This is a genomic window from Kosakonia sp. WA-90 (assembly GCF_039871955.1).
Classification (GTDB): Bacteria; Pseudomonadota; Gammaproteobacteria; order Enterobacterales; family Enterobacteriaceae; genus Kosakonia; species Kosakonia oryzendophytica.
The window spans coordinates 49372-74268 of the sequence record NZ_JBDPLJ010000008.1; the positions used below are offsets into that span (position 1 = coordinate 49372).

General features: G+C 58.1%; 22 protein-coding genes. 12 read left to right on the top strand and 10 right to left on the bottom strand.

Translation table 11 applies throughout. The features are described 5' to 3' along the window. Positions 1 to 7: 7 nt before the first annotated feature. Complete coding sequence (gene nirB / locus ABGA49_RS14555) at positions 8 to 2917, top strand: nitrite reductase large subunit NirB (RefSeq protein ID WP_347665730.1); 2910 nt, start codon at positions 8 to 10, stop codon at positions 2915 to 2917. Positions 2918 to 2936: 19 nt separating this feature from the next. Continuing rightward, a complete protein-coding gene (locus ABGA49_RS14560; RefSeq protein ID WP_347665731.1) occupies positions 2937 to 6683 on the top strand; it encodes a bifunctional nitrate reductase/sulfite reductase flavoprotein subunit alpha in 3747 nt (1248 codons plus the stop codon). Positions 6684 to 6841: 158 nt separating this feature from the next. Here the strand turns inward: ABGA49_RS14560 and ABGA49_RS14565 are convergent, their stop codons facing one another. Beyond that, a complete protein-coding gene (locus ABGA49_RS14565; protein WP_167352654.1) occupies positions 6842 to 7345 on the bottom strand; it encodes a surface-adhesin E family protein in 504 nt (167 codons plus the stop codon). After that, positions 7342 to 7944: a hypothetical protein gene (locus ABGA49_RS14570; RefSeq protein WP_347665732.1), complete on the bottom strand. Its 603-nt coding sequence runs from the start codon at positions 7942 to 7944 to the stop codon at positions 7342 to 7344. The genes ABGA49_RS14565 and ABGA49_RS14570 overlap by 4 nt, the downstream gene beginning before the upstream one ends. A gap of 243 nt (positions 7945 to 8187) precedes the next feature. Here ABGA49_RS14570 and ABGA49_RS14575 point away from each other — a divergent pair, with 243 nt between their 5' ends. Next, on the top strand, positions 8188 to 8532 hold the full coding sequence (locus tag ABGA49_RS14575) for a nitrous oxide-stimulated promoter family protein (RefSeq protein WP_061493414.1): 345 nt from the start codon (positions 8188 to 8190) through the stop codon (positions 8530 to 8532). 333 nt (positions 8533 to 8865) lie between these two features. On the opposite strand, the gene flhA is transcribed toward ABGA49_RS14575, so the two are convergent. Genes flhA through hypA form a run of 6 tightly spaced genes read right to left on the bottom strand, consistent with a single transcriptional unit; the run spans position 8866 to position 14606 of the window. Further along, on the bottom strand, positions 8866 to 10938 hold the full coding sequence (flhA, locus tag ABGA49_RS14580; RefSeq protein ID WP_088237834.1) for a formate hydrogenlyase transcriptional activator FlhA: 2073 nt from the start codon (positions 10936 to 10938) through the stop codon (positions 8866 to 8868). A 53-nt stretch (positions 10939 to 10991) separates the two neighbouring features. After that, a complete protein-coding gene (gene hypE / locus ABGA49_RS14585) occupies positions 10992 to 12002 on the bottom strand; it encodes a hydrogenase expression/formation protein HypE (protein WP_134318772.1) in 1011 nt (336 codons plus the stop codon). Next, positions 11999 to 13120 carry a hydrogenase formation protein HypD gene (gene hypD, locus ABGA49_RS14590; protein ID WP_061493417.1) on the bottom strand — a complete coding sequence of 374 codons (1122 nt, stop codon included), beginning with the start codon at positions 13118 to 13120 and terminating at the stop codon, positions 11999 to 12001. The genes hypE and hypD overlap by 4 nt, the downstream gene beginning before the upstream one ends. After that, positions 13120 to 13392: a HypC/HybG/HupF family hydrogenase formation chaperone gene (locus tag ABGA49_RS14595; protein ID WP_061493418.1), complete on the bottom strand. Its 273-nt coding sequence runs from the start codon at positions 13390 to 13392 to the stop codon at positions 13120 to 13122. The genes hypD and ABGA49_RS14595 overlap by 1 nt, the downstream gene beginning before the upstream one ends. Further along, entirely contained in the window at positions 13383 to 14255 is an 873-nt protein-coding gene (gene hypB / locus ABGA49_RS14600; RefSeq protein WP_061493419.1) for a hydrogenase nickel incorporation protein HypB, read from the bottom strand. The genes ABGA49_RS14595 and hypB overlap by 10 nt, the downstream gene beginning before the upstream one ends. A 3-nt stretch (positions 14256 to 14258) precedes the next feature. Further along, positions 14259 to 14606: a hydrogenase maturation nickel metallochaperone HypA gene (gene hypA / locus ABGA49_RS14605; RefSeq protein WP_061493420.1), complete on the bottom strand. Its 348-nt coding sequence runs from the start codon at positions 14604 to 14606 to the stop codon at positions 14259 to 14261. 199 nt (positions 14607 to 14805) lie between these two features. Here hypA and hycA point away from each other — a divergent pair, with 199 nt between their 5' ends. The 9 genes from hycA to hycI all read left to right on the top strand — a co-directional run bounded on the left by hycA (position 14806) and on the right by hycI (position 22867). After that, positions 14806 to 15273, top strand: a complete 468-nt coding sequence (gene hycA / locus ABGA49_RS14610; protein WP_061493421.1) for a formate hydrogenlyase regulator HycA — start codon at positions 14806 to 14808, stop codon at positions 15271 to 15273. Positions 15274 to 15371: 98 nt separating this feature from the next. Continuing rightward, positions 15372 to 15980 (top strand): 4Fe-4S dicluster domain-containing protein, encoded by a 609-nt coding sequence (locus tag ABGA49_RS14615; RefSeq protein WP_061499785.1) that lies wholly within the window; start codon positions 15372 to 15374, stop codon positions 15978 to 15980. Then, positions 15977 to 17791 (top strand): formate hydrogenlyase subunit 3, encoded by a 1815-nt coding sequence (hycC, locus tag ABGA49_RS14620; protein WP_088237837.1) that lies wholly within the window; start codon positions 15977 to 15979, stop codon positions 17789 to 17791. The genes ABGA49_RS14615 and hycC overlap by 4 nt, the downstream gene beginning before the upstream one ends. A gap of 2 nt (positions 17792 to 17793) precedes the next feature. Beyond that, positions 17794 to 18720, top strand: a complete 927-nt coding sequence (locus tag ABGA49_RS14625) for a respiratory chain complex I subunit 1 family protein (protein WP_088237838.1) — start codon at positions 17794 to 17796, stop codon at positions 18718 to 18720. 12 nt (positions 18721 to 18732) lie between these two features. Further along, positions 18733 to 20442: a formate hydrogenlyase subunit HycE gene (gene hycE / locus ABGA49_RS14630; protein ID WP_347665733.1), complete on the top strand. Its 1710-nt coding sequence runs from the start codon at positions 18733 to 18735 to the stop codon at positions 20440 to 20442. Between the two features lie 260 nt (positions 20443 to 20702). Next, positions 20703 to 21245 (top strand): formate hydrogenlyase complex iron-sulfur subunit, encoded by a 543-nt coding sequence (locus ABGA49_RS14635; protein ID WP_061493425.1) that lies wholly within the window; start codon positions 20703 to 20705, stop codon positions 21243 to 21245. Then, positions 21245 to 22009 carry an NADH-quinone oxidoreductase subunit B family protein gene (locus ABGA49_RS14640; RefSeq protein ID WP_061493426.1) on the top strand — a complete coding sequence of 255 codons (765 nt, stop codon included), beginning with the start codon at positions 21245 to 21247 and terminating at the stop codon, positions 22007 to 22009. Before ABGA49_RS14635 ends, ABGA49_RS14640 begins: the two co-directional genes overlap by 1 nt. Beyond that, the gene (locus ABGA49_RS14645; protein WP_088237841.1) at positions 22009 to 22419 is read left to right on the top strand and encodes a formate hydrogenlyase maturation HycH family protein; all 411 of its coding nucleotides are present in this window, start codon (positions 22009 to 22011) and stop codon (positions 22417 to 22419) included. The genes ABGA49_RS14640 and ABGA49_RS14645 overlap by 1 nt, the downstream gene beginning before the upstream one ends. Continuing rightward, positions 22412 to 22867: a hydrogenase maturation peptidase HycI gene (gene hycI / locus ABGA49_RS14650; RefSeq protein WP_061493428.1), complete on the top strand. Its 456-nt coding sequence runs from the start codon at positions 22412 to 22414 to the stop codon at positions 22865 to 22867. Before ABGA49_RS14645 ends, hycI begins: the two co-directional genes overlap by 8 nt. 34 nt (positions 22868 to 22901) lie before the next feature. Here the strand turns inward: hycI and ABGA49_RS14655 are convergent, their stop codons facing one another. Continuing rightward, complete coding sequence (locus ABGA49_RS14655; RefSeq protein WP_088237842.1) at positions 22902 to 23858, bottom strand: sensor domain-containing diguanylate cyclase; 957 nt, start codon at positions 23856 to 23858, stop codon at positions 22902 to 22904. Positions 23859 to 23928: 70 nt separating this feature from the next. Next, entirely contained in the window at positions 23929 to 24843 is a 915-nt protein-coding gene (locus ABGA49_RS14660) for a LysR substrate-binding domain-containing protein (RefSeq protein ID WP_088237843.1), read from the bottom strand. Positions 24844 to 24897 lie beyond the last annotated feature (54 nt).

Consider the following 24897-nt stretch of genomic DNA (forward strand, 5'->3'; position numbering starts at 1 on the left):
CCAGGTTATGAAAAAGCCGGTATTAGTGGTGATCGGCCACGGCATGGTTGGGCACTATTTCCTTGAACAACTGGTGGCGCGTGAACTGCATCAGCAGTACGAGATTGTGGTGTTTGGCGAAGAGCGCTTACCCGCTTATGACCGCGTGCATCTGTCGGAATATTTCGCCGGGCGCAGCGCCGCGTCACTGTCGCTGGTGAGTGAAGGTTTCTTTGCCGACAACGGCATAACCTTGTGCAGCGCCAGTAAAATTGTCGCTATCGACAGCCAGCAACGCTGCGTGCGTGACGAGCAAGGCGTTGAGACCCACTACGACAAACTGGTGCTCGCCACCGGCTCATATGCGTTTGTGCCGCCGATTAGCGGCAATACGCGCCCTGGCTGCCTGGTCTATCGCACACTGGACGATCTGGACGCCATTGCTGCCTGTGCGCAACAGGCCAAAAGCGGTGTGGTCATCGGCGGTGGGTTGCTGGGGCTGGAAGCGGCTAACGCGCTGCGTCAGTTGGGGCTGGAGACCCACGTCGTTGAGTTCGCCCCACGCCTGATGGCGGTACAACTGGATGAGTGTGGCGCGGCAATGTTGCAACGCAAAATTGACGCGCTGGGCGTGAAGGTGCATACCCGCAAAGAGACACGGGAGATCGTCGACGGCGAACAGGCGCGACACCGCCTCTGCTTTGCTGACGGCAGCGTGCTGGAAACGGATCTGCTGCTGTTTTCCGCCGGGATTCGCCCGCGCGATGAACTGGCGGAGAGCGCACAACTGCAAAAAGGGCCGCGCGGTGGCATTGTCATTAACGACTATTGCCAGACTTCCAACGAAGCGATTTACGCCATTGGCGAATGCGCATTGTGGAACGGGCAGATCTTTGGTCTGGTCGCACCGGGTTACCAGATGGCGCGTAGCCTGGCGGATCGGCTGGCGCAGCAGGATACGCCGTTTACCGGTGCGGATATGAGCACCAAACTGAAACTGCTCGGCGTGGAGGTGGCGTCGCTGGGGGATGCGCACGGCAAAACGGAGGGCGCTCAGAGCTATCAGTGGACCGACGGCCCGAACGAAATCTACAAAAAAATCGTTGTTTCCGCTGATGGCAAACGGCTGCTCGGCGCGGTGTTGATTGGCGACAGCGCTGATTACAGCATGCTGCTGCAAATGATGCTTAACGCCATGCCGCTCCCCGCTCAGCCGGAGACGCTCATTCTGCCGGCCCGTTCCGGCGATGCGCCAAAAGGACTCGGCGTGGCGGCGCTGTCGGCCAGCGCGCAAATCTGCTCCTGTCATAACGTCAGTAAAGGGGACATTGCCGCCGCTGTTGCCGGGGGGTGTACCGAACTGGGGGCGCTCAAGAACTGCACGAAAGCCGGTACCGGCTGCGGGGGATGCGTTCCGTTGCTGAAACAGGTGATGGAGCATGAACTGACGCAACGGGGCGTCGAAGTGAAAAAGGACGTTTGCGAGCATTTTGCCTGGTCGCGCCAGGCGTTATACCACCTGATCCGTCTGCATGACATTCGCAGCTTTGATGCGCTGATTGCGCGCTTCGGGCGCGGTAGCGGCTGTGAAGTGTGTAAACCGCTGGTGGGGTCGATGCTGGCATCCTGCTGGAATGAGTACCTCTTAAAGCCGCAACATTTGCCGCTGCAGGACACCAATGACCGCTTTTTTGCCAATATCCAGAAGGATGGCACTTACTCCGTGGTGCCACGTATTCCTGCCGGGGAGATCACTCCGCAGGGGCTGATTGCCATCGGTCAGGTGGCACAGCGCTATAACCTCTACACCAAAATCACCGGCGGGCAGCGGGTGGATCTGTTTGGCGCGCGCCTTGAACAGTTACCCGCCATCTGGGAAGAACTGATCGCGGCCGGTTTTGAAACCGGGCATGCCTACGGTAAGTCTCTGCGCACGGTGAAATCCTGTGTGGGTTCCACCTGGTGCCGCTACGGTGTGCAGGACTCAACCGGCATGGCGATTGCGCTGGAAAACCGCTACAAGGGCCTGCGCGCACCGCACAAAATCAAAATGGCGGTCTCCGGCTGTACTCGCGAATGCGCCGAAGCGCAGGGCAAAGACATTGGCGTGATCGCCACTGACAAAGGCTGGAATCTGTATGTGTGCGGCAACGGCGGCATGAAACCGCGTCACGCCGATCTGTTCGCCAGCGATCTCGACAGTGAAACACTGATGAGCATCATCGACCGTCTGCTGATGTTCTACATCCGTACCGGCGATCGGCTCCAGCGCACCAGCACCTGGCTGGACAATATGGAAGGCGGCCTTGATTACCTCAAACAGGTGATTTTGCAGGACAGCCTCGGCATTGGCGCAGAGCTGGAGAGCGAGATGCAGCAGGTGGTGGACAGCTACCAGTGCGAATGGAAAACCACGCTGGATAACCCGCAAAACCGCCTGCTGTTCCGTGGATTTATTAATAGTGACCACCCTGACGAAGCGGTGGTCATGGTGCCGGAACGCGGGCAAATTCGTCCTGCCACGGCGGAAGAAAAACCGGCCCAACGCACCGCGAAGCCGTGTGAGGATGAGTGGCTCCACGTTGGCGCTGTGGCTGATGTTCCGGCTAATGCAGGCGTGGCGGCGCGCCTTGGTCAGCAGCAAATCGCGCTGTTTCATTTGCCGGGCAGCGAACCGCACATTTTCGCCCTGGAGAACCATGAACCCGGCAGCAATGCCAATGTGCTGTCGCGCGGTCTGCTGGGTGACGTTGCGGGCGAGCCGGTGGTGATTTCGCCGCTCTACAAAAAACGTTTTCGCTTAGCCGATGGCGTCAGTCCGGATGATGCGGCTCTGCGCGTGCGCGTGTGGCCGGTAAAAGTGGAGCACGGGCAAATCTGGGTGCGCCGCATGCCTGTCGATCAGGCTCTCTTCCCGGCGATTGCCGAAGCGTCATAAACCGCGTCAGGGGGCGAAAATGGAGCAGATAAAAAGCGTATGCCCTTATTGTGGGGTAGGGTGCGGGCTGGTCATGAACGTGGAAAACCAGCGTATTATCAGCGTCACGGGGGATAAAACGCACCCGTCCAACGCCGGTCGGCTGTGTACTAAAGGCCAGAGCTGCGCTGCTGCCCTGACCGCGGCGGGCAGGCTGGAACAGGCGTGGTTGCGTACCGATCGCCAGCAACAACCGGTTCAGGTCCGGGTGCACGACGCTATCCGTGAAACGGCCCGGCGGCTGCGGGATATTATTGATAATTACGGCCCGGATGCGGTGGCGTTATACGTTTCCGGGCAGATGTCCCTTGAAGCGCAATATCTGGCGAACAAACTGGCGAAAGGGTTTATCGGCACCAACAATATCGAGTCTAACTCCCGGTTGTGCATGGCCAGCGCCTCGACGGGGTACAAGCTGTCGCTGGGAGCGGACGGGCCGCCAGGTTCCTATGATGACTTCGATCGCGCGGATCTGTTTTTGGTGATCGGTGCCAATATGGCCGACTGCCACCCGATCCTCTTTTTGCGCATGATGGAGCGGGTAAATGCCGGGGCCAAACTGATTGTCGTCGATCCCCGGCGCACCGCAACGGCGGAAAAAGCCTCGCTGTTTTTACAAATTAACCCAGGAACGGACCTGGCACTCCTTAACGGGTTGCTGGCGCTGCTGGTACAAAACGGTCACACCGATCCGGCGTTTATCGCGCGTTTTACCGACGGCTGGCAGGCGATGCCGGACTTCCTGCTGGATTATCCGCCGCAGTGGGTGGCGGAACGCACTGGTCTGGCAGAAGCCGATATTCGCCAGGCGGCGGAGTGGATTGGCCAGGCAGGCGAGTGGATGAGCTGCTGGACGATGGGGCTGAACCAGAGCACGCACGGTACCTGGAGCACCAACGCCATTTGCAATCTGCACCTGGCGACCGGGGCGATTTGCCGCCCCGGCAGCGGGCCTTTTTCCCTCACCGGGCAACCGAACGCCATGGGCGGCCGCGAGATGGGATATATGGGCGCGGGGTTGCCGGGGCAACGCTCGGTACTGGTAGAAAAAGATCGCGCCTTTATTGAACGGCTATGGCAGCGCCCGCCGGGAACGCTGCGCCCGGATTGCGGTGACGGCACGGTGGCGCTGTTCGATGAGATGTGCGCCGGGCATATCAAAGCCTGCTGGATCATCTGCACGAACCCGGTGGCCAGTGTGCCGAACCGGCAAAAGGTAATTGCCGGGCTACAGCAGGCGGAACTGGTGATCGCCCAGGATGCCTTTCTTGATACCGAAACCAACCGCTACGCCGATATCCTGCTACCCGGCGCGCTGTGGGCGGAAGCCGAAGGGGTGATGGTTAACTCCGAACGCACCATGACGCTGATGCAACAGGCGGTGGCCCCGCCGGGTGAGGCGCTTGCCGACTGGCAAATCATCGCGCAGGTGGCGTGCGAAATGGGGTATGCCGACGGTTTTACCTATGCCTGCGCCAGTGATGTGTTTGCTGAACTCCGCCAGGCGTGGAACCCGGATACCGGCTATGACCTGCGCGGTGCCAGCTATCAGCGGTTGCGTGAGACGCCGCTGCAATGGCCTTGTTCACCGGAGGACAACGATGTCCGCCATCCCATTCGTTACCGGCAGTCAACGCTGCGCTTTGCCACTGCCAGCGGTAAAGCACACTTTTTTGCCCGCCCGGATCTGCCGCCTGCGGAAATGCCGGACGAGGAATTCCCGCTGGTATTGAATACCGGGCGCGTCCAGCACCAGTGGCACACGCTGACCAAGACCGGCAAGATCCCACTACTTAATAAGCTCAATCCGGGACCGTTTATCGAAATCCACCCGCAGGATGCCGACAGGCTGGGGATCTACACAGGGGATCATGTGGATGTGCGCTCCCGGCGCGGCTCCGCCACCTTGCCTGCGGTAGTGACCGATCGCGTGCTTGCCGGTCACTGTTTTGCCCCGTTCCACTGGAACGATCTGTTCGGTGACAACCTGGCGATTAACGCAGTGACCAGCGATGCGGTCGATCCGTTGTCGCGACAACCTGAGCTGAAGTTCTGCGCCATTTCGTTGGTGCGCAGCAGCCAGCAGCCAGTGATAACGCCTACGGACAATACGCCCACCGCAGACGAAGAGGGCATGGCGGATGTGCTGATGCTCTGGGCCTCTACCACCGGCAATGCTGAATCCTTTGCACACACCTGCGCTGACCGATTCCGGCGTAGCGGGATGACGGTCAGACTCTGCGCGATGAACAACGTTGCTGTCGCGGATCTCGCCGCGGTGCCGCGAGTGTTGTTGATTGCCAGCACCTTCGGCGATGGCGATCCGCCGGATAACGGCACAGCGCTGTGGGCGGCATTGCAGGATGAGGCTGCACCGCAACTCTCTACCACGGCGTTTTCGGTGCTGGCGTTCGGGGATGCCAGCTACGATCGGTTTTGCGGTTTTGGCCGCCAGCTCGACGCTCGCCTGGCGGCATTAGGCGCGCAGCGGCTCACCGCGCGCGTGGACTGTGAAGCGGGCAGCGTGGCTGCGCATCAGTGGCTCAACACCCTGCTGCAATTACTGGGCGATGCGACTGCGGTTGTGCTCAGCGCCCCTTGCGATGATCGGCAACCCGGTTATAGCCGCCATGCGCCGTTACCTGCACCGTTGGTGCTTAACCAGCGTCTGAGCGGCGCCGGGGCAGAAAAAGAGATCCGTCAGTTTGCCTTTGATTTGCAGGGCAGCGGCATGCACTACCAGGCCGGAGATGCGTTGGGCGTCTGGCCGTGCAACAGCGCACAGAGCGTGGCGCACATCATCGACGCGCTGGGGCTGGCAGGGCATACGCCGGTGCAGGTGGCGGAACAGGGGGAAATGCCGCTTTCTGAAGCGCTGACCCGCCATGTTGACATTACGCGGATTACGCCGGAGGTGCTGGAGTTTGTCGGCAAACGGGCAGCGAATGCCACGCTTAATGGGCTGCTCAGCAGCGCAGGTAAAGACGATTTACAACAGTGGTTATGGGGGCGGCAGATTATCGATCTGTTACAGATGTTCCCGGTTCGCGCGACGGCTGCGGAGTGGGTGTCGGTGTTGCGGCGCTTGCAGCCCCGTTTTTACTCCATATCTTCCAGCCCGACCGTCTCGCCGCAGCAGGTGCAACTGACCGTTTCCACGGTACGTTATGGTGAGGGGAAACAGCGCGGCGGGGTCTGCTCTACGTTCCTTGCGGATCGTGCCACGAGTGCAGAGATCTTCATTCATTCGTCACCGCATTTTCGCCTGCCCGCCGACCCTAACGCGGCGATCATTATGGTTGGAGCAGGCACCGGTATTGCGCCGTTTCGCAGCTTTTTACAGGAGCGACAGGCGACCGCCGCCAGGGGGCGCAACTGGCTGTTCTTTGGTGAACAGCATGCGGCGACGGATTTTTACTACCGTGATGAGCTGGAGGCCTGGCAGCGAGAGGGGGTATTGCACCGTTTTACCACGGCTTTTTCCCGCGATCAGGCGCAGAAAGTATATGTGCAGCATCGCATGCTGGAGCAGGGTGAAACCCTGTGGCGCTGGCTCTCTGAAGGCGCGTATTTCTATGTCTGCGGTGATGCAAACCACATGGCGAAAGATGTGGATGCCGCGCTCAGACGGGTGGTTCAGCGCTGGGGTGCGATGCGTGCCGACGAGGCCAGCGACTGGGTAGCGAAGCAGATAGAGGAGAAGCGCTACCAGCGCGATGTCTATTAACCGTTGTACACAGGGATACAAAGCGGCGGCTGCGGATTTTCAATCGATGACATCTTGCGTGATAAAGGGGAGAGGGGGGCGCAAACGCATCCCCCCATTGCACGGGATCGATGTATCCTGATTGTGTGCCTTTTACCGCCGTTCTGTCTCTTACTGTATCAATCGCCGACGTCTGGCGTGTCGGTATCACGCGGGGGTTCGGGCTTCAGACGTGAAGGCTCAATCAGACAGACGGCCGCGGCGACAATCCCCATTAACGACTCCTGCGGATAGGGCTGCCACTGGCCGATGCTGTGGCGTTTAAACACTTTGTCGCCTTCGGCCCAGCGCTGCGTAAAGTAGATACGCTCAAACTGGGCATACTCTTGCGTATCGCAGTTGAAAACATAAATGGCGCGTGAGCTGTAAATATGGATAGGTGGGTTTTTCTGGTACAGGCCGCCTTGCTCATAATTATTAATCAGCCAGAGACGGCGCAGGTGCGTGTTGCCTTTATAGCTGGAGACGGTGCGCATATCTGCATAAGTGCCGCCGGTGTCATCTTCCAGCATTTTGATAATGCCATGCGGGCGCGTGTTCGCTGCCGGTACGGCAGGCTTATCGACGCTGGCACAGCCCGTCATCAGCAACAGGGCAGAGCATAACCACAGCGGTTTTATCATTTGTGGTTGCCTTTCAGATCCGGTCGTAGCGGCAGTAAATCCACATCCGTGACGTTGCCCTGCAAAGTACATAACAGTTGCGATTTGCCGCCGCTGCTTTCCAGCATGGCCAGTTTCTCAACGCTGTTTTTGCCTGGCGCAATGCCGCTGGCCGCGCCGGTATTGGGTTGCCACGCTTTATCACCGACGCGTTTGATCATCGGCTCAACGATGTAATTATGGCCGTCCTGCTGCCACTTCACATTAGGCAGGGCGCTGACGATGGTCTCCGGCGGCTGGTCAAAAACCAGTCCCCAGAAATAGAATTTCCCCAGTTCATCACCGTCGCTGGTACGCATGAAGTAGCCGGAAATGGTCAGTTGCTGCACCTTGAGCGGCTGCGTAAACCACACCACATCTTCCCCCTCTTTAGGGGCAACAAACCAGGCGTGGCCTTGATTATCGGTTTTCAGCGGTGCGGTGTGGGTCAGGGTGGCGCGTTGCGCGTACAGTTCGCTAAAAAACTGACTGTCGCAGCGCAGTAAACTTTCCGGGAGTGGGGTGGCTGTGGCGGTTGTTGCCATGGCCAACAGTGTCAAAGGGATCAGTCGGGTGAGCATACAGCATCCTTACCTATAAATGTGAGTGATTAATTTATCGTTAATCAGACGCAATTCTTTAGATGTTTTGGCGGGCAAAACGCGGTCGTGGCGGTAAATACGGTGGGGTGACTCCGGTTGTGCATCCACTGGTGCCGCATCATAGCGTTAGCCTCCGTCACTGCGCAGGAAATGCACGTATGAAGTGCAATCCGTTACCGATAAGATGTATTATTATTGCATCTTTAAAGTGAGGTGATTGCTATGTCTGGCCCACGCATCCTGCGGGAAAAACGGACTATCCGGAAGATGATTGCACTCTACCAGCGCGCTTGCCCGAATGCGGTCAGTAGTGCGTCGCACTACGCGGAATTGTATGCGTATGCGGAAAAACGGCTGGACAAATGTGTGTTCGGCGAAGAAAAACCGGCCTGTAAACAGTGCCCGGTGCACTGTTATCAGCCCGCCAAACGTGAAGAGATGAAACAGATTATGCGTTGGGCAGGGCCGCGTATGTTGTGGCGTCATCCTCTGCTGACGGTGCGCCATTTAATGGATGATAAACGCCCGGTGCCGGAACTCCCCGAAAAGTATCGTCGCAAAGGGTAGACTGGCGAAGATGTTTTCCCCTCACCCTGACCCTCTCCCCTGAGGGGAGAGGGGATAAGACTGGTGTGGTTTTCCATTCATCCTCGCTTTCTCTGGAGAGGCAAGGGGATAAGGCGGTTGCCGGTTTGCTCCCTCTCCCTTTCAGGGAGAGGGTTGGGGTGAGGGTTACCGAACTCAGACGTGCGTAGCAATCAGGATTGCAGATGCCTTAATCAACGCAATCACGCGTTTGCCGCGCCTTCTGTCACCGTCGTTACACTACCGGCAAACTGATTACGTGTCGAAACCGCCCGGGTTCCTCCATTGAACATTAAGGGGGAAAACCCGGTTATCTCAACTTAACGCATCTTTATCAATGCCCAGCTTTTTCATACGGGAAAGCAGCGTGGTGCGTTTTAGCCCCAGCCGCTGTGCCGCACCTTTTGGCCCGGCGACCACGCCATTGGTTTCGCGCAGCACCCGGACAATTAACTGACGCTCATCTTCTCCGTCGCGCGCGACTTCAGCAGGTCGGGAGACCTCCTGCGGTACGCTGATTTCCGGCAGCGACAGTTGCAACACGTTGCCGCGCGTAAGCAGCACCGCACGCTCAATCACGTTTTCCAGCTCACGGACGTTGCCTGGCCACTCCATATTGCTCAGTACCCGCAAAGTCTCCGCCGGAATGCTGTCAATATTGCGCCCCATTTTGCGGGCGATCTTAAAGGTGAACGCCTTCACCAACAGGGGAATATCTTCCGGGCGCTCGCGCAGCGGCGGCAGATGGATCGGAAACACATTCAGACGGTAATAGAGATCGCTACGGAACTCGCGATCGGCAACCATTTTTTTCAGATCGCGGTTGGTGGCGGCGATCAACCGCACGTCGGTCCGGATCAGTTTATTGCTGCCGAGCCGCTCAAACTCCTGCTCCTGCAACACACGCAACAGCTTGGGCTGCAACTCCAGCGGCATATCGCCCACTTCGTCAAGAAACAGCGAACTTTTGTCCGCCAGTTCAAATCGACCGATGCGCTGGGCGCTGGCACCAGTGAATGCGCCACGTTCATGACCAAACAGATCGCTTTCCAGCAGCCCGGCGGGCATGGCTGCGCAGTTCATTTTCACCATCCGGCGACTGTTTCGATCGCTGAGATTATGGATTGCGCGGGCGATCAGCTCCTTGCCGGTGCCGGTTTCGCCGAGGATCAGTACGGTGCTGTTGCTCTTCGCCACCATCTCAACCTGCTTGAGCACGCTGAACATCGCCTCGCTGCGTCCGATGATTTCGCCAAACTCACTGTCGACATTGTTAAGCTGTTCGGTCAGCGCCAGGTTCTCATCCACCAGCCGTTCTTTCAGCCGGTGGATCTCCTGGTAGGCCAGTGCGTTGTCGACAGCAATGGCGATACGTTCCGCAATCTGGCGCAGTAATTTCAGGTTGGCCTGGGTAAAGACCTCTTTCTGGCACTGCGCCAGTTTTAAGACGCCCAGTAAATTCTTACCGGACATCAGCGGCAGCAGGCACAGCGTCTGGATTTGATTGCCCCAGGTTTCAAACAGCATCCGCTCGTAGGGGGCGAGTTTGTCCCGTTCATGCAGGTTCAGCAGCAGCATCTCTTTGCTGCGAAACACGCGTTCGGTCAGCGTGCCTTCTTCGTCAGCTTCCTGCGTTTCGTGCGTGGGGTCTGCTTCATCCAGATAGTGGGTGGAATAGATGGTCAGTTTGCCCTTGCGGCTACCGCGCAGTACCAGGCTGATGGCATCAATACCGAAATAGTAGTGGATCTCTTTCGCGACTTCGCTGACCAGCTCATCCATGTGCAGCCGGGAGAGCACCGCGTTGGTGATCGCCACCAGAATGCGGAAATCGTCGCGCTCCTGGCACAGCAATTCGTAATCCGGGGTGGGATTTTCGCGGCTTTGCAACTGCTCGACCACGACGGCGACAATCTGCGTCAGCGTATGCAGGCGCTCTGCTTCTTTCTCGCTCCACGCCCGCTCATCACGGCGAAAAAACTCGCAGCCGCCAAAAATTTTCCCTTCGGCGGCTAAGGGCAGCAGGGCGTAGTGGGCAAAAGGAGGCCAGGTTCCGCTTTGCATGAGCTGTGGCCAGGTGTCGGCAAACATTTCTGCCGTGCAGTGCAGCGCTTGTGGATGCGAGAGAATATGGCGCACCGGGCCGCTTGCCAGCAACGCCTGGTCGTCATAGTCGGCGCTGTCGTCGTCAGCATTCACAACGTAGCGGCTGGCGCGGTGGCTGTCGGCATGCCACAACACAATGGCAGCGCTGTCCGCCAGCGCCGCCTGTCGTGTCAGACGAGTCAGTGCTTCGCTCAACGCAGCCAGGTTCGGCTGCTGTAATAAAATCCGCGTGATATCGAACAACCCTTGTTGCCCGAGATCGCTCATCGGTGTATACGACATTTTGCTAATCCAGGAACACACCCGCAGGTGTAAAAAAATATCAAAATAATAAATTAGCAGATCCGCGGCAGCGGCTCGGCATGGGGTAAATCCAGCAGGCGTTTTACGCCATAAAGTCCCGTCAGTCGCACACCTTTGCGTTCGACCACTTCACCAATCATCGCCGCCTCGCGCCCTAACGGATGAGCGCGCAATGCCGCCAGCGCCTGCTCTGCGGCCTCGCGCTGTACGGCAATCACCAGTTTGCCTTCGTTAGCAAAGTTGAGTGCATCCAGCCCCAGCAGTTCGCACACGCCGCGCACTGCCGGTTTTACCGGTAAATCCCGTTCATTCAGTTCAATACCATAACCGCATGAGGCGGCAAACTCGTGCGCGACCGCGTTCACGCCGCCGCGTGTGGCATCGCGCAGGGCTTTAACACCGGGGATATCGCGCAGGGTGGCAATCAAAGGTGTCAGCACCGCACAGTCGCTGATCAGTTCGCCATCCAGCCCCAGACCTTCACGCAGGTTGAGAATGGTGGCACCGTGATCCCCCAGCGTGCCGCTGGCCAGTAACACATCGCCCGGTTGCAGTGACTGCGCTGCCCAGTGGATAGTCGTGGGAATAGCACCAATGCCCGCTGTGTTGATAAACAGTTTGTCTGCCGCGCCGCGCTGCACCACTTTGGTGTCGCCGGTGACAATAGCGATGTCAGCGCTACGGGCGGTGGCCGCCATGCTTTCAACCACGCTTCTCAGCGTCTCCATCGGCAGACCTTCTTCGAGAATAAAACCGCAGGAGAGGAAGCGCGGTGTCGCGCCGCTGACGGCAATATCATTGGCCGTGCCGCAGACCGCCAGTTTGCCAATGTCACCGCCGGGGAAAAAGAGCGGGTCAATCACATAGCTGTCGGTGGAGAAGGCCAGTCTGTCGCCTCCGGCCGCCAGTGCAGCCAGGTCCAGCCGTGCCTGATCTTCCTGCTCCGCCAGCCACGGGTTGGCGAAGGCTTCCAGAAACAGCTGGCTGATTAACTGCTGCATCGCCTGACCGCCGCTACCGTGGGCGAGTTGAACTTCCTTCATGCTTCACACTCCTGAGCACGGTATTGATACCAGGCGGCGCACGCGCCTTCCGACGAGACCATCAGTGCGCCAAAGGCGCTTTGCGGGTTGCAGGTGTTGCCAAACAACGGGCACTGATGCGGTTTGCATCGACCGGTCAGCACATCGCCGCAGCGGGCGCGCGGATCGTCGTACACCTGCTGCACCGCCGGGCGAAAATGCGCTTCGGCATCGAAACGTTGATACTCTGCCGTCAGGTGCACGCCCGACTCGCCAATGATCCCCAGACCGCGCCATTCGCTGTCGCCATTGACGGCAAACACATCCGCGATGGCGGCCTGAGCCAGATGGTTCCCGGCATCCGGCACCACACGGCGGTACTGGTTTTCCACCCGACTGGCGGCGGCGATTTTCTGTTCAACCAGCATGATCACGCCTTGCAGCAGGTCAAGCGGTTCAAACCCTGCCACCACTAACGGGCGTTGGAAGTCATCGGCAATAAACGTATAGGCGTCGGTGCCGATCACCATGCTGACGTGGCCGGGGGCAAGGAAAGCGTCGATGCCGTTATCCGGCTGCTCCAGCAGGCTGCGTAGCGTGGGGATCAAGGTGATGTGTTGGCAGAAGAAGTAAAAATTGTCCACATTGCGGGCTTTCGCCTGCTGGAGCGTAATGGCGGTGGCAGGCATGGTGGTTTCGAATCCCAGCCCGAAAAACACCACTTTGCGCTGTGGATTGTTCTGTGCCAGCGCCAGCGCATCCATCGGCGAATAGACGATGCGCACATCTGCGCCACGGGCTTTCGCCTGCAACAGCGACCCGTTTTTCCCCGGCACGCGGATCGCGTCGCCAAAGGTGCAGAAGATCACTTCCGGGTGGCTTGCTATCTCAACGCAGGTATCAATGCGCCCCATCGGCAGGACGCAGACCGGGCAGCCGGGACCATGAATGAACTCAATATTCTCCGGCAGTAGCTGGTCGAGGCCAAATTTGAAAATAGCGTGGGTATGGCCACCGCACACTTCCATAATGCGCAGCGGGCGCGCCGCCGTATAAGAGAGATGCGCCGCCCGTTCACGCAGATGGGCGATAAGCTGCATCACCTGCTCCGGGGCGCGGTATTCATCGACAAATCGCATTATTTCTCCTCACCAAACAGCAGAGCGCCGACATCCGGTTCAACGTCGAACATATTTTGCAGTGCCGCCAGTGTATCCCGGGCTTCTTCTTCGTTAATCATGCTCATCGCGAAACCCACATGCACCAGCACCCACTGCCCAAGCCGCGGCTGCCCGTTTTCATCCTCGCTGCCCACCAGCGTAAGATCCACGTCGCGTTGAATACCGCAGACGTCTACTTTGGCTTGCAGACCGTTAATGGCCGTGATTTGCCCCGGTACGCCTATACACATCGTTGCGTCTCCAGCCAGTCGATCCAGCGATCCATGCCTTCGCCGTGGGTGGCGGAAATAAGGATGATTTCAATGTCCGGATTGACTTCGCGGGCGTAAGCGATGCATTTGTCGACATCAAAATTGAGGTACGGCAGCAGGTCGACTTTGTTCAGCAGCATCAGCGATGCAGCGGCAAACATATGCGGGTATTTCAGCGGCTTGTCTTCCCCTTCGGTGACCGACAGTACGGCCACTTTATGGCGCTCACCCAGATCGAAACTGGCCGGGCAGACAAGGTTTCCGACGTTTTCGATAAACAGAATGCCCTGGTGGGCGAGCGGCAGGCGCGGCGCGGCGTCGGCAATCATTTGCGCATCAAGATGACACCCTTTGCCGGTGTTCACCTGAATGGCGGGGGTGCCGGTCGCGCGGATGCGTGCGGCGTCGTTCACCGTTTGCTGATCCCCTTCGATCACCGCACACGGAACGCGGGTTTTCAGGCGTTCGAGGGTTTCCGTCAGCAGGGTGGTTTTGCCGGATCCGGGACTGGAGACAAGGTTCAGCACCAGTTGCTGTTGCGCGGCGAAACGGGCGCGGTTGCGGGCGGCGATGCGGTTGTTTTTATCCAGTACATCGATTTCCACTTCCAGCATCCGTTTCTGGCTCATGCCTGGCGCATGGGTGCCAGCTTCGCCATGACCGTAATGCAGGTCACCGTTATCCAGCTCGGTTGGATTAAATTCGCGAGTTTTGACGCCGGTAATTTTTAGCGCCGGACGATCCGCCGGGGCGAACGGCGCACCGCGAAATGCGGAATGCGGGTTATGTTCATCACCCTCTATATAAAGGTTACCGTCCTGACAACCACATGTTGTACACATTATTTACTCCTCAATTTCCAGTCGCTGAATGTGCATTCCGTCGTCGGCGACGATGTGCAGTTGGTCGCTGTGGCATTGTGGACAGCGGCGCACGCGCTGGGTTAGCAACGTCACATACTGCTGGCATGACTCACACCAGCACTCCGCCTGTTGTTCTTCGATATGCAGTGTACAACCTTCCGCCAGGCTGCCACGGCACACCAGATCAAAACAAAACGTTAAAGCCTCGGTTTCGACGCAGGAAAATGCGCCGACTTTTAACCACACGCCGGTCACCCGACGTGCGCCGTTTGCCCGCGCCTGTTGTTCAATCACTTCCAGCGCCCGCTGACATAATGTGATTTCGTGCATAACGCCTCCTTAGGACTTTGCCGCGTTAATGCAATAAGAGTGCCAGCGTGGTTAAAGTCACGGTGACGATGTCGAACATGACGAAATGACACGTCGAAATGGCGAAGGTCTTGTCTTAATTTCCTTAAAAATCATGAAATTAAAATTTGGCATGGATGATGCTTTACCGCCGTTGTTTCAATTAACCGGGTAAGCTGACATGACGATTTGGGAAATTAGCGAAAAGGCGGACTTCATTGCCGGACGGCATCACCGTCTGCAGGAAGAGTGGCGCCATTACTGCAATACGCTGGTTCAGGGAATTACCCTGTCCAAAGCACGATTGCACCATGCCATCGGCTGTGCGCCGGAACAGCAGCTCTGCTTTGTGCTGTTCGAACACTTCACACTCTCTGTCACCCTTGTCGGGGGATTTAACGGTCACACCATTGAGTACGCCATTGCCGGCAAAGACGGCGGCGAGCCGCGCGTTATTGCTCAGGCGCAGCTCAGCAGCGATGGCCTGATTGATGGTGTTATCAGCAACCGCGATCGCGAAAAAGTACTGAACCACTACCTGGACGCGATCGCCGACGTTTACAACAACCTCTATGCCGCCATGGAGACAGACTCGCCGGTAACGCTTACGGCGCTTGCCCGCAACGCGCACGCGCCTGCACTGGCCTGAGTTTGGGTGTCGACAAGTGTCGAAAGTGACACCTTGAGCGACACGTTTCGTCATAAATGACCGCCCGTAACGTGGGTGAATCACCTGAGGATGTGCTGGTGAACCGTTTTGTAATTGCCGACGCTTCGCTGTGTATTGGCTGCCATACCTGTGAAGCCGCCTGCGCCGAGACGCACCGCGCGCAGGGGTTGCAGGCGATGCCGCGACTGCGTGTGATGCGTAACGAAAATGAATCTGCGCCGCAGCAGTGCCACCACTGTGAAGATGCGCCCTGTGCGGGCGTTTGCCCGGTCAACGCGATTAACCGTGTGGAGGGCGCGGTGCAGCTTAATGAAAGTCTGTGCGTGAGCTGCAAATTGTGCGCGATTGCCTGTCCGTTTGGCGCTATCGAGTTTTCCGGTAGCCGCCCGCTGGATATTCCCGCCAACGTCAACTCGCCAAAAGCGCCCGCCGCACCGCCAGCGCCTGCGCGCGTCAGCTCGCTGCTGGACTGGGTGCCGGGCGTGCGGGCTATCGCCGTGAAGTGCGATCTCTGCCATTTCGATGAGCAAGGTCCGGCCTGCGTACGCATGTGTCCGACCAAGGCATTGCACCTGGTGAATAACCGCGATCTTGCCCTCGCCAGCCGACGCAAACGCGAACTTACCCTTACCACTGACTACGGCGATTTATCGCTGTTTCAGTCGCAAAACCGGAGTGCGAAATGACGATCCTCTCTTTGTTAAGTGACGCCATCGCGGTGCTGGTGTGCGCGGCGGCGCTGGCGTATCTGTTTACACCGGCGAAAGCGCTCAGCGGTCTGCTCGCCGGGCTTGGCGGTACGGTAGGTTGCGTGATGGCAACGGCGGCAGGTGGGATGGCGCTGCTGGGGGGGCACTCCGTCAGTGGAACGATCCCCCTTATCCAGTATCAGGTGCTGGTCACGCCGTTAAGTGCGGTCTGGCTGATTACGCTGGGCGTGTGCGGCGGTTTCACCAGCCTCTATAACATCCAGTGGCATCGCCACGATGCGGTAAAAGCCAACGGTCTGCTGATCAATTTGCTGATGGCCGCTGCGCTATGCGCAGTAAGTGCGGCGAATTTCGGTGCGCTGGTGGTGATGGTGGAGATCATGGCGCTCAGCGCGGTATTTCTCACCGGCTGCAGTGAGTCTGGCAAGCTGTGGTTCGCCATGGGACGCCTGGGCACGGCACTGCTGGCGATAGCCTGCTGGCTGTTATGGCAACGCTATCACACACTGAGTTTGCTGCTACTGAGTGCGCAAACACCCGACAGCGATATCTGGCTGCTGGGGGTGATAGGTTTTGGTTTGCTGGCGGGGATCATTCCACTGCACGCCTGGGCACCGCAGGCGCATGCTAATGCGCCGGCTCCGGCCGCCGCGCTGTTTTCCACCGTGGTGATGAAAATCGGTCTGTTCGGCATTCTCAGTCTGTCGCTGCTCGGCGGCCAGCCACCGCTCTGGTGGGGCGTACTGCTGCTGGTGCTTGGCATGGTCACGGCCTTTGTCGGCGGGCTGTATGCGCTGATGGAGCATAACATTCAGCGCCTGCTGGCGTACCACACGCTGGAGAACATCGGCATTATCCTGCTCGGCCTTGGCGCAGGTGTCACCGGCCTGGCGTTACGGCAACCGGCGCTGATTGCGCTGGGGCTGACGGGCGGTTTGTACCATCTGTTCAATCACAGCCTGTTTAAAAGCACGCTGTTCCTGGGCGCGGGCGCACTGTGGTTTGGCACCGGCTACCGCGACATTGAAAAACTGGGCGGCATCGGTAAGCGCATGCCGGTTATCTCGCTGGCAATGCTGGTGGGGCTGATGGCGATGGCGGCATTGCCGCCGCTCAACGGTTTTGCCGGTGAGTGGGTGATTTATCAATCCTTCTTCCGTTTAAGTGCCAGCGGCGCGTTTTCTCTGCAACTGATAGGGCCGCTGCTGGCCGTCGGTCTGGCCATCACCGGCGCACTGGCGGTGATGTGTATGGCAAAAGTCTATGGTGTGACCTTCCTTGGCGCGCCGCGTACGCCGCAGGCAGAAAACCCGCAGCCTGTTCCGTGGTTGATGACGACCTGTGTCGCCGGGCTGGCGTTGTGTTGCGTAGCGGGTGGTGTTGCTGCGCCCTGGCTGCTGCCGCGCCTGTTCGCGGCGGTGCCATTGCCGCTGCAAACCGCGAATACGCTGGTATCACCGCCGATGATGGCGCTGCTGTTGATCGCCACGCCGTTATTGCCGCTGCTGCTGATGATGCTGTTCAAAGGCGATCGCCTGCCAGCCCGTAGCCGGGGAACGGCATGGGTGTGCGGTTACGATCACGAAGCGTCGATGGTGGTGACGGCGCACGGTTTTGCTATGCCGGTTAAAGCCGCGTTTTCCCCGGTGCTGAAGCTGCGTAAATGGCTGGAGCCGACGCTGCCCATTCCTGGCTGGCGTGCCGATGCCGCGCCGCTGCTGTTCCGTCGTCTGGCGCTGATCGAGCTGGCGGTGCTGGTGGTCGTGGTGATTTCGCGAGGAGCCTGATGATGAGTTTTCTGTTTGCTTTACTGCAGGCGCTGGTGCTGTTTGCGTTTGCGCCGCTGCTTTCCGGCATCAGTCGTGTAGCGCGTGCGCGGTTGCACAACCGCCGCGGACCGGGGGTGCTGCAAGAGTACCGCGACCTGTTCAAATTACTCGGTCGGCAGAGCGTTGCTCCGGCGGCCTCCGGCTGGGTGTTTCGCCTGACGCCGTTTGTGATGACCGGCGTCATGCTGACCATCGCCACGGCGCTGCCGGTGGTGACGATTGCGTCTCCGCTGCCAGCGCTGGGGGATTTGATCACGTTGATTTACCTCTTCGCCATTGCCCGCTTCTTTTTCGCTATCGCCGGGCTGGACACCGGCAGTCCGTTTACCGGACTGGGTGCCAGTCGTGAAGCGATGCTTGGCGTGCTGGTGGAGCCGATCCTGCTGCTCGGGCTGTGGGTTGCGGCACTGGTGGCTGGATCAACCCATATCAGCACTATCACGTTTACCGTTTACCACTGGCCGCTGCATCACACTATTCCGCTGTTGCTGGCGCTGTGCGCCTGTGCTTTCGCCACCTTTATCGAGATGGGCAAGTTGCCTTTTGACCTCGCGGAAGCGGAGCAAGAGTTGCAGGAAGGGCCGTTGTCGGAATACAGCGGCAGCGGTTTTGCCGTACTGAAGTGGGGCATCAGTCTGAAACAGCTGGTGGTGCTGCAAATGTTTGTCGGCGTTTTTCTCCCCTGGGGGCAGATGAGCGATTTCAGCACCGCAGGTCTGTTGCTGGCGGTGGTGGTGGCGCTGGCGAAATGGATTGTGGGCGTCCTGGTGATTGCGCTGTTTGAAAACAGCATGGCGCGTTTGCGCTTCCTTGCCACGTCACGTGTGACCTGGGCCGGGTTTGGCGTCGCCTTTTTAGCGTTCGTCTCCTTACTGGCGACGTATTAAGAGAGTTTATGCATGTCTGAAGAAAAAATCGGTCAACACTATCTCGCCGCCCTGCACGAGAAATTTCCCGGTGTGGTGCTGGATGAAGCCTGGCAGACCAAAGACCAGCTTACTGTCACAGTGAAAGTGAACTATCTGCCAGAGGTCGTGGAGTTTCTGTATTACCAGCAGGGGGGCTGGCTCTCCGTGCTGTTTGGCAACGATGAACGCAAGCTGAACGGCCATTACGCTGTCTATTATGTGCTGTCGATGGAGCAGGGCCTGAAGTGCTGGATCACCGTGCGTGTGGAAGTCGACGCGCTGAAACCGGAGTACCCTTCCGTCACACCGCGTGTGCCTGCGGCAGTGTGGGGCGAGCGTGAAGTGCGCGATATGTACGGTTTGATGCCGGTCGGTTTACCGGATGAGCGCCGACTGGTGCTGCCGGATGACTGGCCGGATGAACTCTACCCGCTGCGTAAAGACAGTATGGATTATCGCCAGCGACCGGCACCGACCACCGATGCCGAAACCTATCAGTTTATTAACGAACTGGGTGATAAGAAAAATAACGTAGTGCCGATTGGCCCGTTACATGTCACCTCTGACGAACCTGGCCATTTCCGCCTGTTTGTCGACGGCGAAAACATTGTTGATGCGGATTACCGCCTGTTCTATGTCCACCGTGGTATGGAAAAACTGGCGGAAACCCGCATGGGCTACAACGAAGTTACCTTCCTTTCTGACAGGGTGTGCGGGATTTGCGGCTTCGCCCACAGCACCGCTTACACCACGTCGGTCGAGAACGCGATGGGTATCGTGGTGCCGGAGCGCGCGCAGATGATCCGCGCCATTTTGCTGGAGGTGGAACGTCTGCACTCGCACCTGTTGAACCTTGGGCTTGCCTGCCACTTTGTGGGCTTCGACTCCGGGTTTATGCAATTCTTCCGCGTGCGCGAAGCCTCAATGAAGATGGCGGAAATCCTGACCGGCGCGCGTAAAACCTATGGCCTCAACCTGATTGGCGGTATCCGTCGCGACATGCTGAAAGAGGACATGGTGCAGACGCGCCAGTTGGCCCAGCAGATGCGCCGTGATGTGATCGAACTGGTGGATGTGCTGATGAGTACGCCGAATATCGAGCAGCGCACCGTGGGTATTGGTCGCCTCGATCCCCAGATCGCCCGCGATTTCAGTAACGTGGGGCCGATGGTGCGCGCCAGCGGCCACGCCCGCGACACCCGCGCCGATCATCCGTTTGTGGGTTATGGTCTGCTGCCGATGACCGTGCACAGCGAGCAGGGGTGCGATGTCATTTCGCGCCTGAAAGTGCGAATTAACGAAGTACTCAGCGCGCTGAACATGATTGATTACGGTCTGGATAACCTGCCCGGTGGCCCGCTGATGGTGGAAGGGTTTACCTATATTCCGCACCGTTTTGCGCTGGGCTTTGCTGAAGCGCCGCGTGGCGACGACATTCACTGGAGTATGACCGGCGACAACCAGAAGCTTTACCGCTGGCGCTGCCGTGCAGCGACCTACGCCAACTGGCCGACGCTGCGCTATATGCTGCGCGGTAATACCGTGTCCGACGCGCCGCTGATTATTGGTAGCCTCGACCCTTGCTACTCCTGTACCGACCGGATGACGGTGGTGGATGTTCGCAAGAAGAAAAGCAAAGTGGTGGCGTACAAAGAGCTGGAACGTTACGGGGTTGAGCGTAAGAACTCGCCGTTGAAATAGGTTCTGTTTTTTGACCCTCACCCTAACCCTCTCCCTGAAAGGGAGAGGGGATCGCCCCTCCGCCGTCTGTTTAAAGGGGGCCGGGCATTGCCCTCCTTAGGGAGAGACGTGGGGTGAGGCAACTGCCTGTCTCCCTTTCCCCTCCGGGGAGTGGAGTGAAGCAGGTGCTTTTCTCCCTCTCTCCTCCGGGGAGATGGCCGGGGTGAGGGGATTCCATCCCTGAAGGGGAGGAAAAATGAATACACCGCAGTGGAGCAACCATGTTTACCTTTATTAAAAAAGTGATCAAAACCGGCACCGCGACCACCGCTTATCCGCTGTCGCCAATGCCGGTGGATAAGAACTTTCGCGGCAAACCGCAGCACAATCCTCAGCAGTGTATTGGCTGTGCGGCATGTGTGAATGCCTGTCCGTCAAACGCACTTACCGTAGAGACTGACCTCGCCACGGGCGAGCTGGCGTGGCAGTTCAACCTTGGGCGCTGCATCTTCTGCGGTCGCTGTGAAGAGGTGTGCCCGACGGCGGCGATCGCACTGTCGCAGGAATACGAACTGGCGGTCTGGAGTAAGACCGATTTTTTACAGCAGTCGCGTTTTGAACTGTGCCAGTGTCGTGAGTGCGCCCGGCCTTTCGCGGTGCAAAAAGAGATCGATTACGCCATTGCACTGCTGGCGCATAACGGCGACAGCCGCGCCGAGCAGCACCGTGCCACGTTTGAAACCTGCCCGGACTGCAAGCGGCAGAAGTGCCTGGTGCCTTCCGATCGCATTGATTTGACCCGCCATATGAGAGAGGCCAGCTAATGAGCCAGCTATTAGGACCGCGCGATGCGGAGGGGATTCCGGTACCGATGACGGTGGACGAGTCCATCGCCAGCATGAAAGCGTCACTGCTGAATAAAATCAAACGCTCCGCCTACGTTTATCGCGTTGACTGCGGCGGTTGTAACGGCTGCGAAATCGAGATTTTTGCGACGCTTTCTCCCCTGTTTGATGCGGAACGTTTTGGCATCAAAGTGGTGCCGTCGCCGCGTCATGCCGACATTCTGCTGTTTACCGGAGCGGTAACCCGCGCTATGCGCTCACCGGCGCTGCGTGCCTGGCAATCTGCGCCGGATCCCAAAATCTGTATCTCCTACGGCGCGTGCGGCAACAGCGGTGGTATCTTCCACGACCTGTACTGCGTCTGGGGCGGAACCGATCAAATCGTCCCGGTGGATGTGTATATTCCCGGTTGTCCGCCGACGCCCGCGGCCACACTGTATGGTTTCGCCATGGCGCTGGGGCTGTTGGAGCAGAAAATTCATGCCCGCACGCCTGGCGAGCAGGACGACCAACCGGCGGAAATTCTCCACCCGTCGATGGTTCAGCCATTGCGCGTGAAAGTGGATCGCACGGCGCGCCGTCTGGCCGGTTACCGCTATGGTCGGCAGATTGCAGACGATTACCTGCGGTTACGCAGTGTCGGTGAGCATGAAGTGGTGCGCTGGCTGGCGCAGGAGAACGATCCGCGCCTTACCGAGATTGTCAGCCATCTCAACCAGGTGGTGCTGGAGGCGAAAATCTGATGGGCGAGTCGGTGGTCTTTAGCCAGTTACGGCGTAAGTTTGTTGATGAGAACGACAACGCTCCACAGCAGGCGCAACAGGTGGTCTACTACAGTCTGGCTATTGGCCACCATCTCGGGGTGATCGACTGTCTGGAGACGGCGCTGACCTGCCCGTGGGAAGACTATCTGGCGTGGATCGCTACGCTGGAGACGGGGAGCGAAGCGCGGCGCAAAATGGAAGGTGTGCCGCGTTACGGTGAAATCGTGATTGAGAGCAGTCACGTTATGCTGCTGGCGAAGGCGTTTGATCAGGCGCAGGCGCGGCAAAATGCGCAGCAACAGGCATGGAGCAAGGCGCTGCTGTCCATGTTGCATGATATTCATCTGGAGAGCGCCATCTATTTGATGGTAAGGAGACTACGTGACTGACGTGTTGTTGTGCGTGGGAAATAGCATGATGGGCGACGATGGCGCAGGCCCGCTGCTCGCTGAGATGTGTGCGGTAAACCCACCGGGAAACTGGAAGGTGATTGACGGCGGCAGCGCACCGGAAAACGATGTTGTGGCCATCCGTGAATTGCGCCCGTCGCGGTTGCTGATCGTGGATGCCACCGATATGGGGCTGAACCCTGGCGAAATCCGCGTGGTGGATCCGGATGACATTGCTGAAATGTTCCTGATGACCACCCACAATATGCCGTTGAACTACCTTATCGATCAGTTGAAAGAGGACATTGATGAGGTGATTTTTCTGGGTATCCAGCCGGATATTGTCGGTTTTTATTACCCGATGACGCCACCGGTGATGGCGGCAGTTGAAACCATTTACCAGCGACTGGCGGGCTGGGAAGGCAAAGGCGGTTTCGAGCCGCTCTAAATGTGCGCCGGTGAACCCGGCGCAGCGTTTCAGATTAGCGACGGCGTTTTTCCGTGTGCATTACTTTGTCGCAGTCATCCAGCATCTCGCGGAGCGAGGCGTATTTATTACCCTCATTTTCAACCATGCCGTAGGAATAGTTGATGTGATAATTTTTGCCTGACATCTCGTCCTGGGCATCCATCCGGGATTGCAGATCGAGCAAAAACGCATCCGCACTATTGGTTGTCGTATCCCCCAGTAATACCGCAAATTCACCGCCGCCGAGTCGCGCGACAATATCGTGATCTTTGAGGCATTTTGTCAGGTTGCTAGCGAAGTTTTTCACCACCGCATCGCCCTCTTTATTCCCCAGCAGCTCATTGATGGGTTTCAGATTATCGATGCTGAAATAGAGCAGGGTGCACCCTTTGTTGTGCTCTTTTAACCCGGCAAACCGTTTCTCGCCGCTGCGGTAAAAACCCCGGCTATTTTGCATGCCGGTGAGATTATCGGTCATCGCCATACTGAGTATTAAAAACTCATCTTCGACGAGAGCGGCAAAATCAAGCAGCGTGTCAATTTCAGATGAGGAGAACGGGCGGGGATAGGTATCGACAATACAGATGGTGCCTGCGATGGCGCCGTCCGGCAGCCGCACCGGGCAACCGGCATAAAAACGTACCCACGGGTCGCCGGTGACATGCGGATTTTTGGCAAAACGCGGATCAGCGAGCGTGTCTTTGACAATAAGCGCACCCTCTTCAAGAATGGCGTGCGCGCAAAACGATACGTTACGCGGCGTTTCGTCAGCATCAATGCCGACGTGGGACAGCAGCCATTGGCGTTCACGATCAAGCAGGCTGATGATCGCTATCGGCACATCGAAGGTGTTTTTCGCCATTCGGGTGAGTCGGTCAAAACGCTCATCGTCCTTTTTATCCAGCAAATCCATCATGTACAGCGAATTAAGCCGCTCATTTTCATTTATTGGCATGGCCGGGAATATCATAGTTAGTCCCTCGCTGAAGGTAGTCTTTTTAAGTGTAGACATTACTTATCGCGCTTGCGTTGCCATAACGTTATATATCCGTGGCTTGCCCCATTGTGCGGACGAAATCAATAAACGCCTGGAGCGGAGCGGGGATCAGCCGCCTGGAATTATAGTAGAGATAAGGGCCGTTAAAGGACAACCACCAGGGTTCAAGAATCGGGATCAGCGCACCGTTTTCCAGCGAGGGGCGCAGCCACTCTTCAAAAAGATAGACCACGCCGCTACCCGCGATAGCGCTTTGTACCGCCAAATCCATCGCGCCACCAATGCTGACCACCAGCGAACCGTTCACCTGTACGCGAAACGGCTCTGCTTCGCCGCTAAACTCCCACTCGGCCATTACACCACTGGCGTAACGCCCGCGAATACAGTTGTGATGCACGAGATCCCGAGGGTGCTCAGGGCAACCATGCTGCTGCAGATAAGCCGCAGAGGCGGCTGCTGCAAAGCGCTGGCGACGCGGGCCGATGGGCAGCGCGACCATATCCTGCTCCAGACATTCGTCGTAGCGGATACCCGCATCGCAGCTGTCGCGAAAGATATCCAGTACATTGCTTTCCGCAATAATTTCCAGGCGAATATCAGGGTAGCGCGCGAGGAAATCCGGCACGATGGCCGGTAGCACCAGGCGTGTGGCGCTGACCGGCACATTCAGCCGTAAGGTGCCGCTGGGTGTCGTTCGATAGCGGTTGATGGCGTCCAGTGCTGCATCCACTTCGGACATGACAGGTTGCAGGCGCTCAATTAACATTTTGCCCGCTTCAGTCAGGGCGACGGTGCGCGTGGTGCGGTTAAAGAGCCGTACCCCCAGTTGTTGCTCGGCGCGGCGGACGGCGTCGCTCAGGCGGGAAGGGTTAGAGCCGGTGATGCGAGCGGCTTCGCGAAAGCCGCCGGCATTGGCGACCGCCACAATGGCGTTCAGCAGGGCAAAATCCAGCTTCATTGTTCGACAATCCGTACACTGTGTGTGAATTTCAGCAGATTGTTGCACAGCCGC

Excerpts from the sequence above, each read along its gene's own strand:
- nirB (WP_347665730.1), top strand. The coding sequence starts at position 8 with ATGAAAAAGCCGGTATTAGTGGTGATCGGCCACGGCATGGTTGGGCAC.
- ABGA49_RS14560 (WP_347665731.1), top strand. The coding sequence starts at position 2,937 with ATGGAGCAGATAAAAAGCGTATGCCCTTATTGTGGGGTAGGGTGCGGG.
- ABGA49_RS14565 (WP_167352654.1), bottom strand. The coding sequence starts at position 7,345 with ATGATAAAACCGCTGTGGTTATGCTCTGCCCTGTTGCTGATGACGGGC.
- ABGA49_RS14570 (WP_347665732.1), bottom strand. The coding sequence starts at position 7,944 with ATGCTCACCCGACTGATCCCTTTGACACTGTTGGCCATGGCAACAACC.
- ABGA49_RS14575 (WP_061493414.1), top strand. The coding sequence starts at position 8,188 with ATGTCTGGCCCACGCATCCTGCGGGAAAAACGGACTATCCGGAAGATG.
- flhA (WP_088237834.1), bottom strand. The coding sequence starts at position 10,938 with ATGTCGTATACACCGATGAGCGATCTCGGGCAACAAGGGTTGTTCGAT.
- hypE (WP_134318772.1), bottom strand. The coding sequence starts at position 12,002 with ATGAAGGAAGTTCAACTCGCCCACGGTAGCGGCGGTCAGGCGATGCAG.
- hypD (WP_061493417.1), bottom strand. The coding sequence starts at position 13,120 with ATGCGATTTGTCGATGAATACCGCGCCCCGGAGCAGGTGATGCAGCTT.
- ABGA49_RS14595 (WP_061493418.1), bottom strand. The coding sequence starts at position 13,392 with ATGTGTATAGGCGTACCGGGGCAAATCACGGCCATTAACGGTCTGCAA.
- hypB (WP_061493419.1), bottom strand. The coding sequence starts at position 14,255 with ATGTGTACAACATGTGGTTGTCAGGACGGTAACCTTTATATAGAGGGT.
- hypA (WP_061493420.1), bottom strand. The coding sequence starts at position 14,606 with ATGCACGAAATCACATTATGTCAGCGGGCGCTGGAAGTGATTGAACAA.
- hycA (WP_061493421.1), top strand. The coding sequence starts at position 14,806 with ATGACGATTTGGGAAATTAGCGAAAAGGCGGACTTCATTGCCGGACGG.
- hycC (WP_088237837.1), top strand. The coding sequence starts at position 15,977 with ATGACGATCCTCTCTTTGTTAAGTGACGCCATCGCGGTGCTGGTGTGC.
- ABGA49_RS14625 (WP_088237838.1), top strand. The coding sequence starts at position 17,794 with ATGAGTTTTCTGTTTGCTTTACTGCAGGCGCTGGTGCTGTTTGCGTTT.
- hycE (WP_347665733.1), top strand. The coding sequence starts at position 18,733 with ATGTCTGAAGAAAAAATCGGTCAACACTATCTCGCCGCCCTGCACGAG.
- ABGA49_RS14635 (WP_061493425.1), top strand. The coding sequence starts at position 20,703 with ATGTTTACCTTTATTAAAAAAGTGATCAAAACCGGCACCGCGACCACC.
- ABGA49_RS14640 (WP_061493426.1), top strand. The coding sequence starts at position 21,245 with ATGAGCCAGCTATTAGGACCGCGCGATGCGGAGGGGATTCCGGTACCG.
- ABGA49_RS14645 (WP_088237841.1), top strand. The coding sequence starts at position 22,009 with ATGGGCGAGTCGGTGGTCTTTAGCCAGTTACGGCGTAAGTTTGTTGAT.
- ABGA49_RS14655 (WP_088237842.1), bottom strand. The coding sequence starts at position 23,858 with ATGATATTCCCGGCCATGCCAATAAATGAAAATGAGCGGCTTAATTCG.
- ABGA49_RS14660 (WP_088237843.1), bottom strand. The coding sequence starts at position 24,843 with ATGAAGCTGGATTTTGCCCTGCTGAACGCCATTGTGGCGGTCGCCAAT.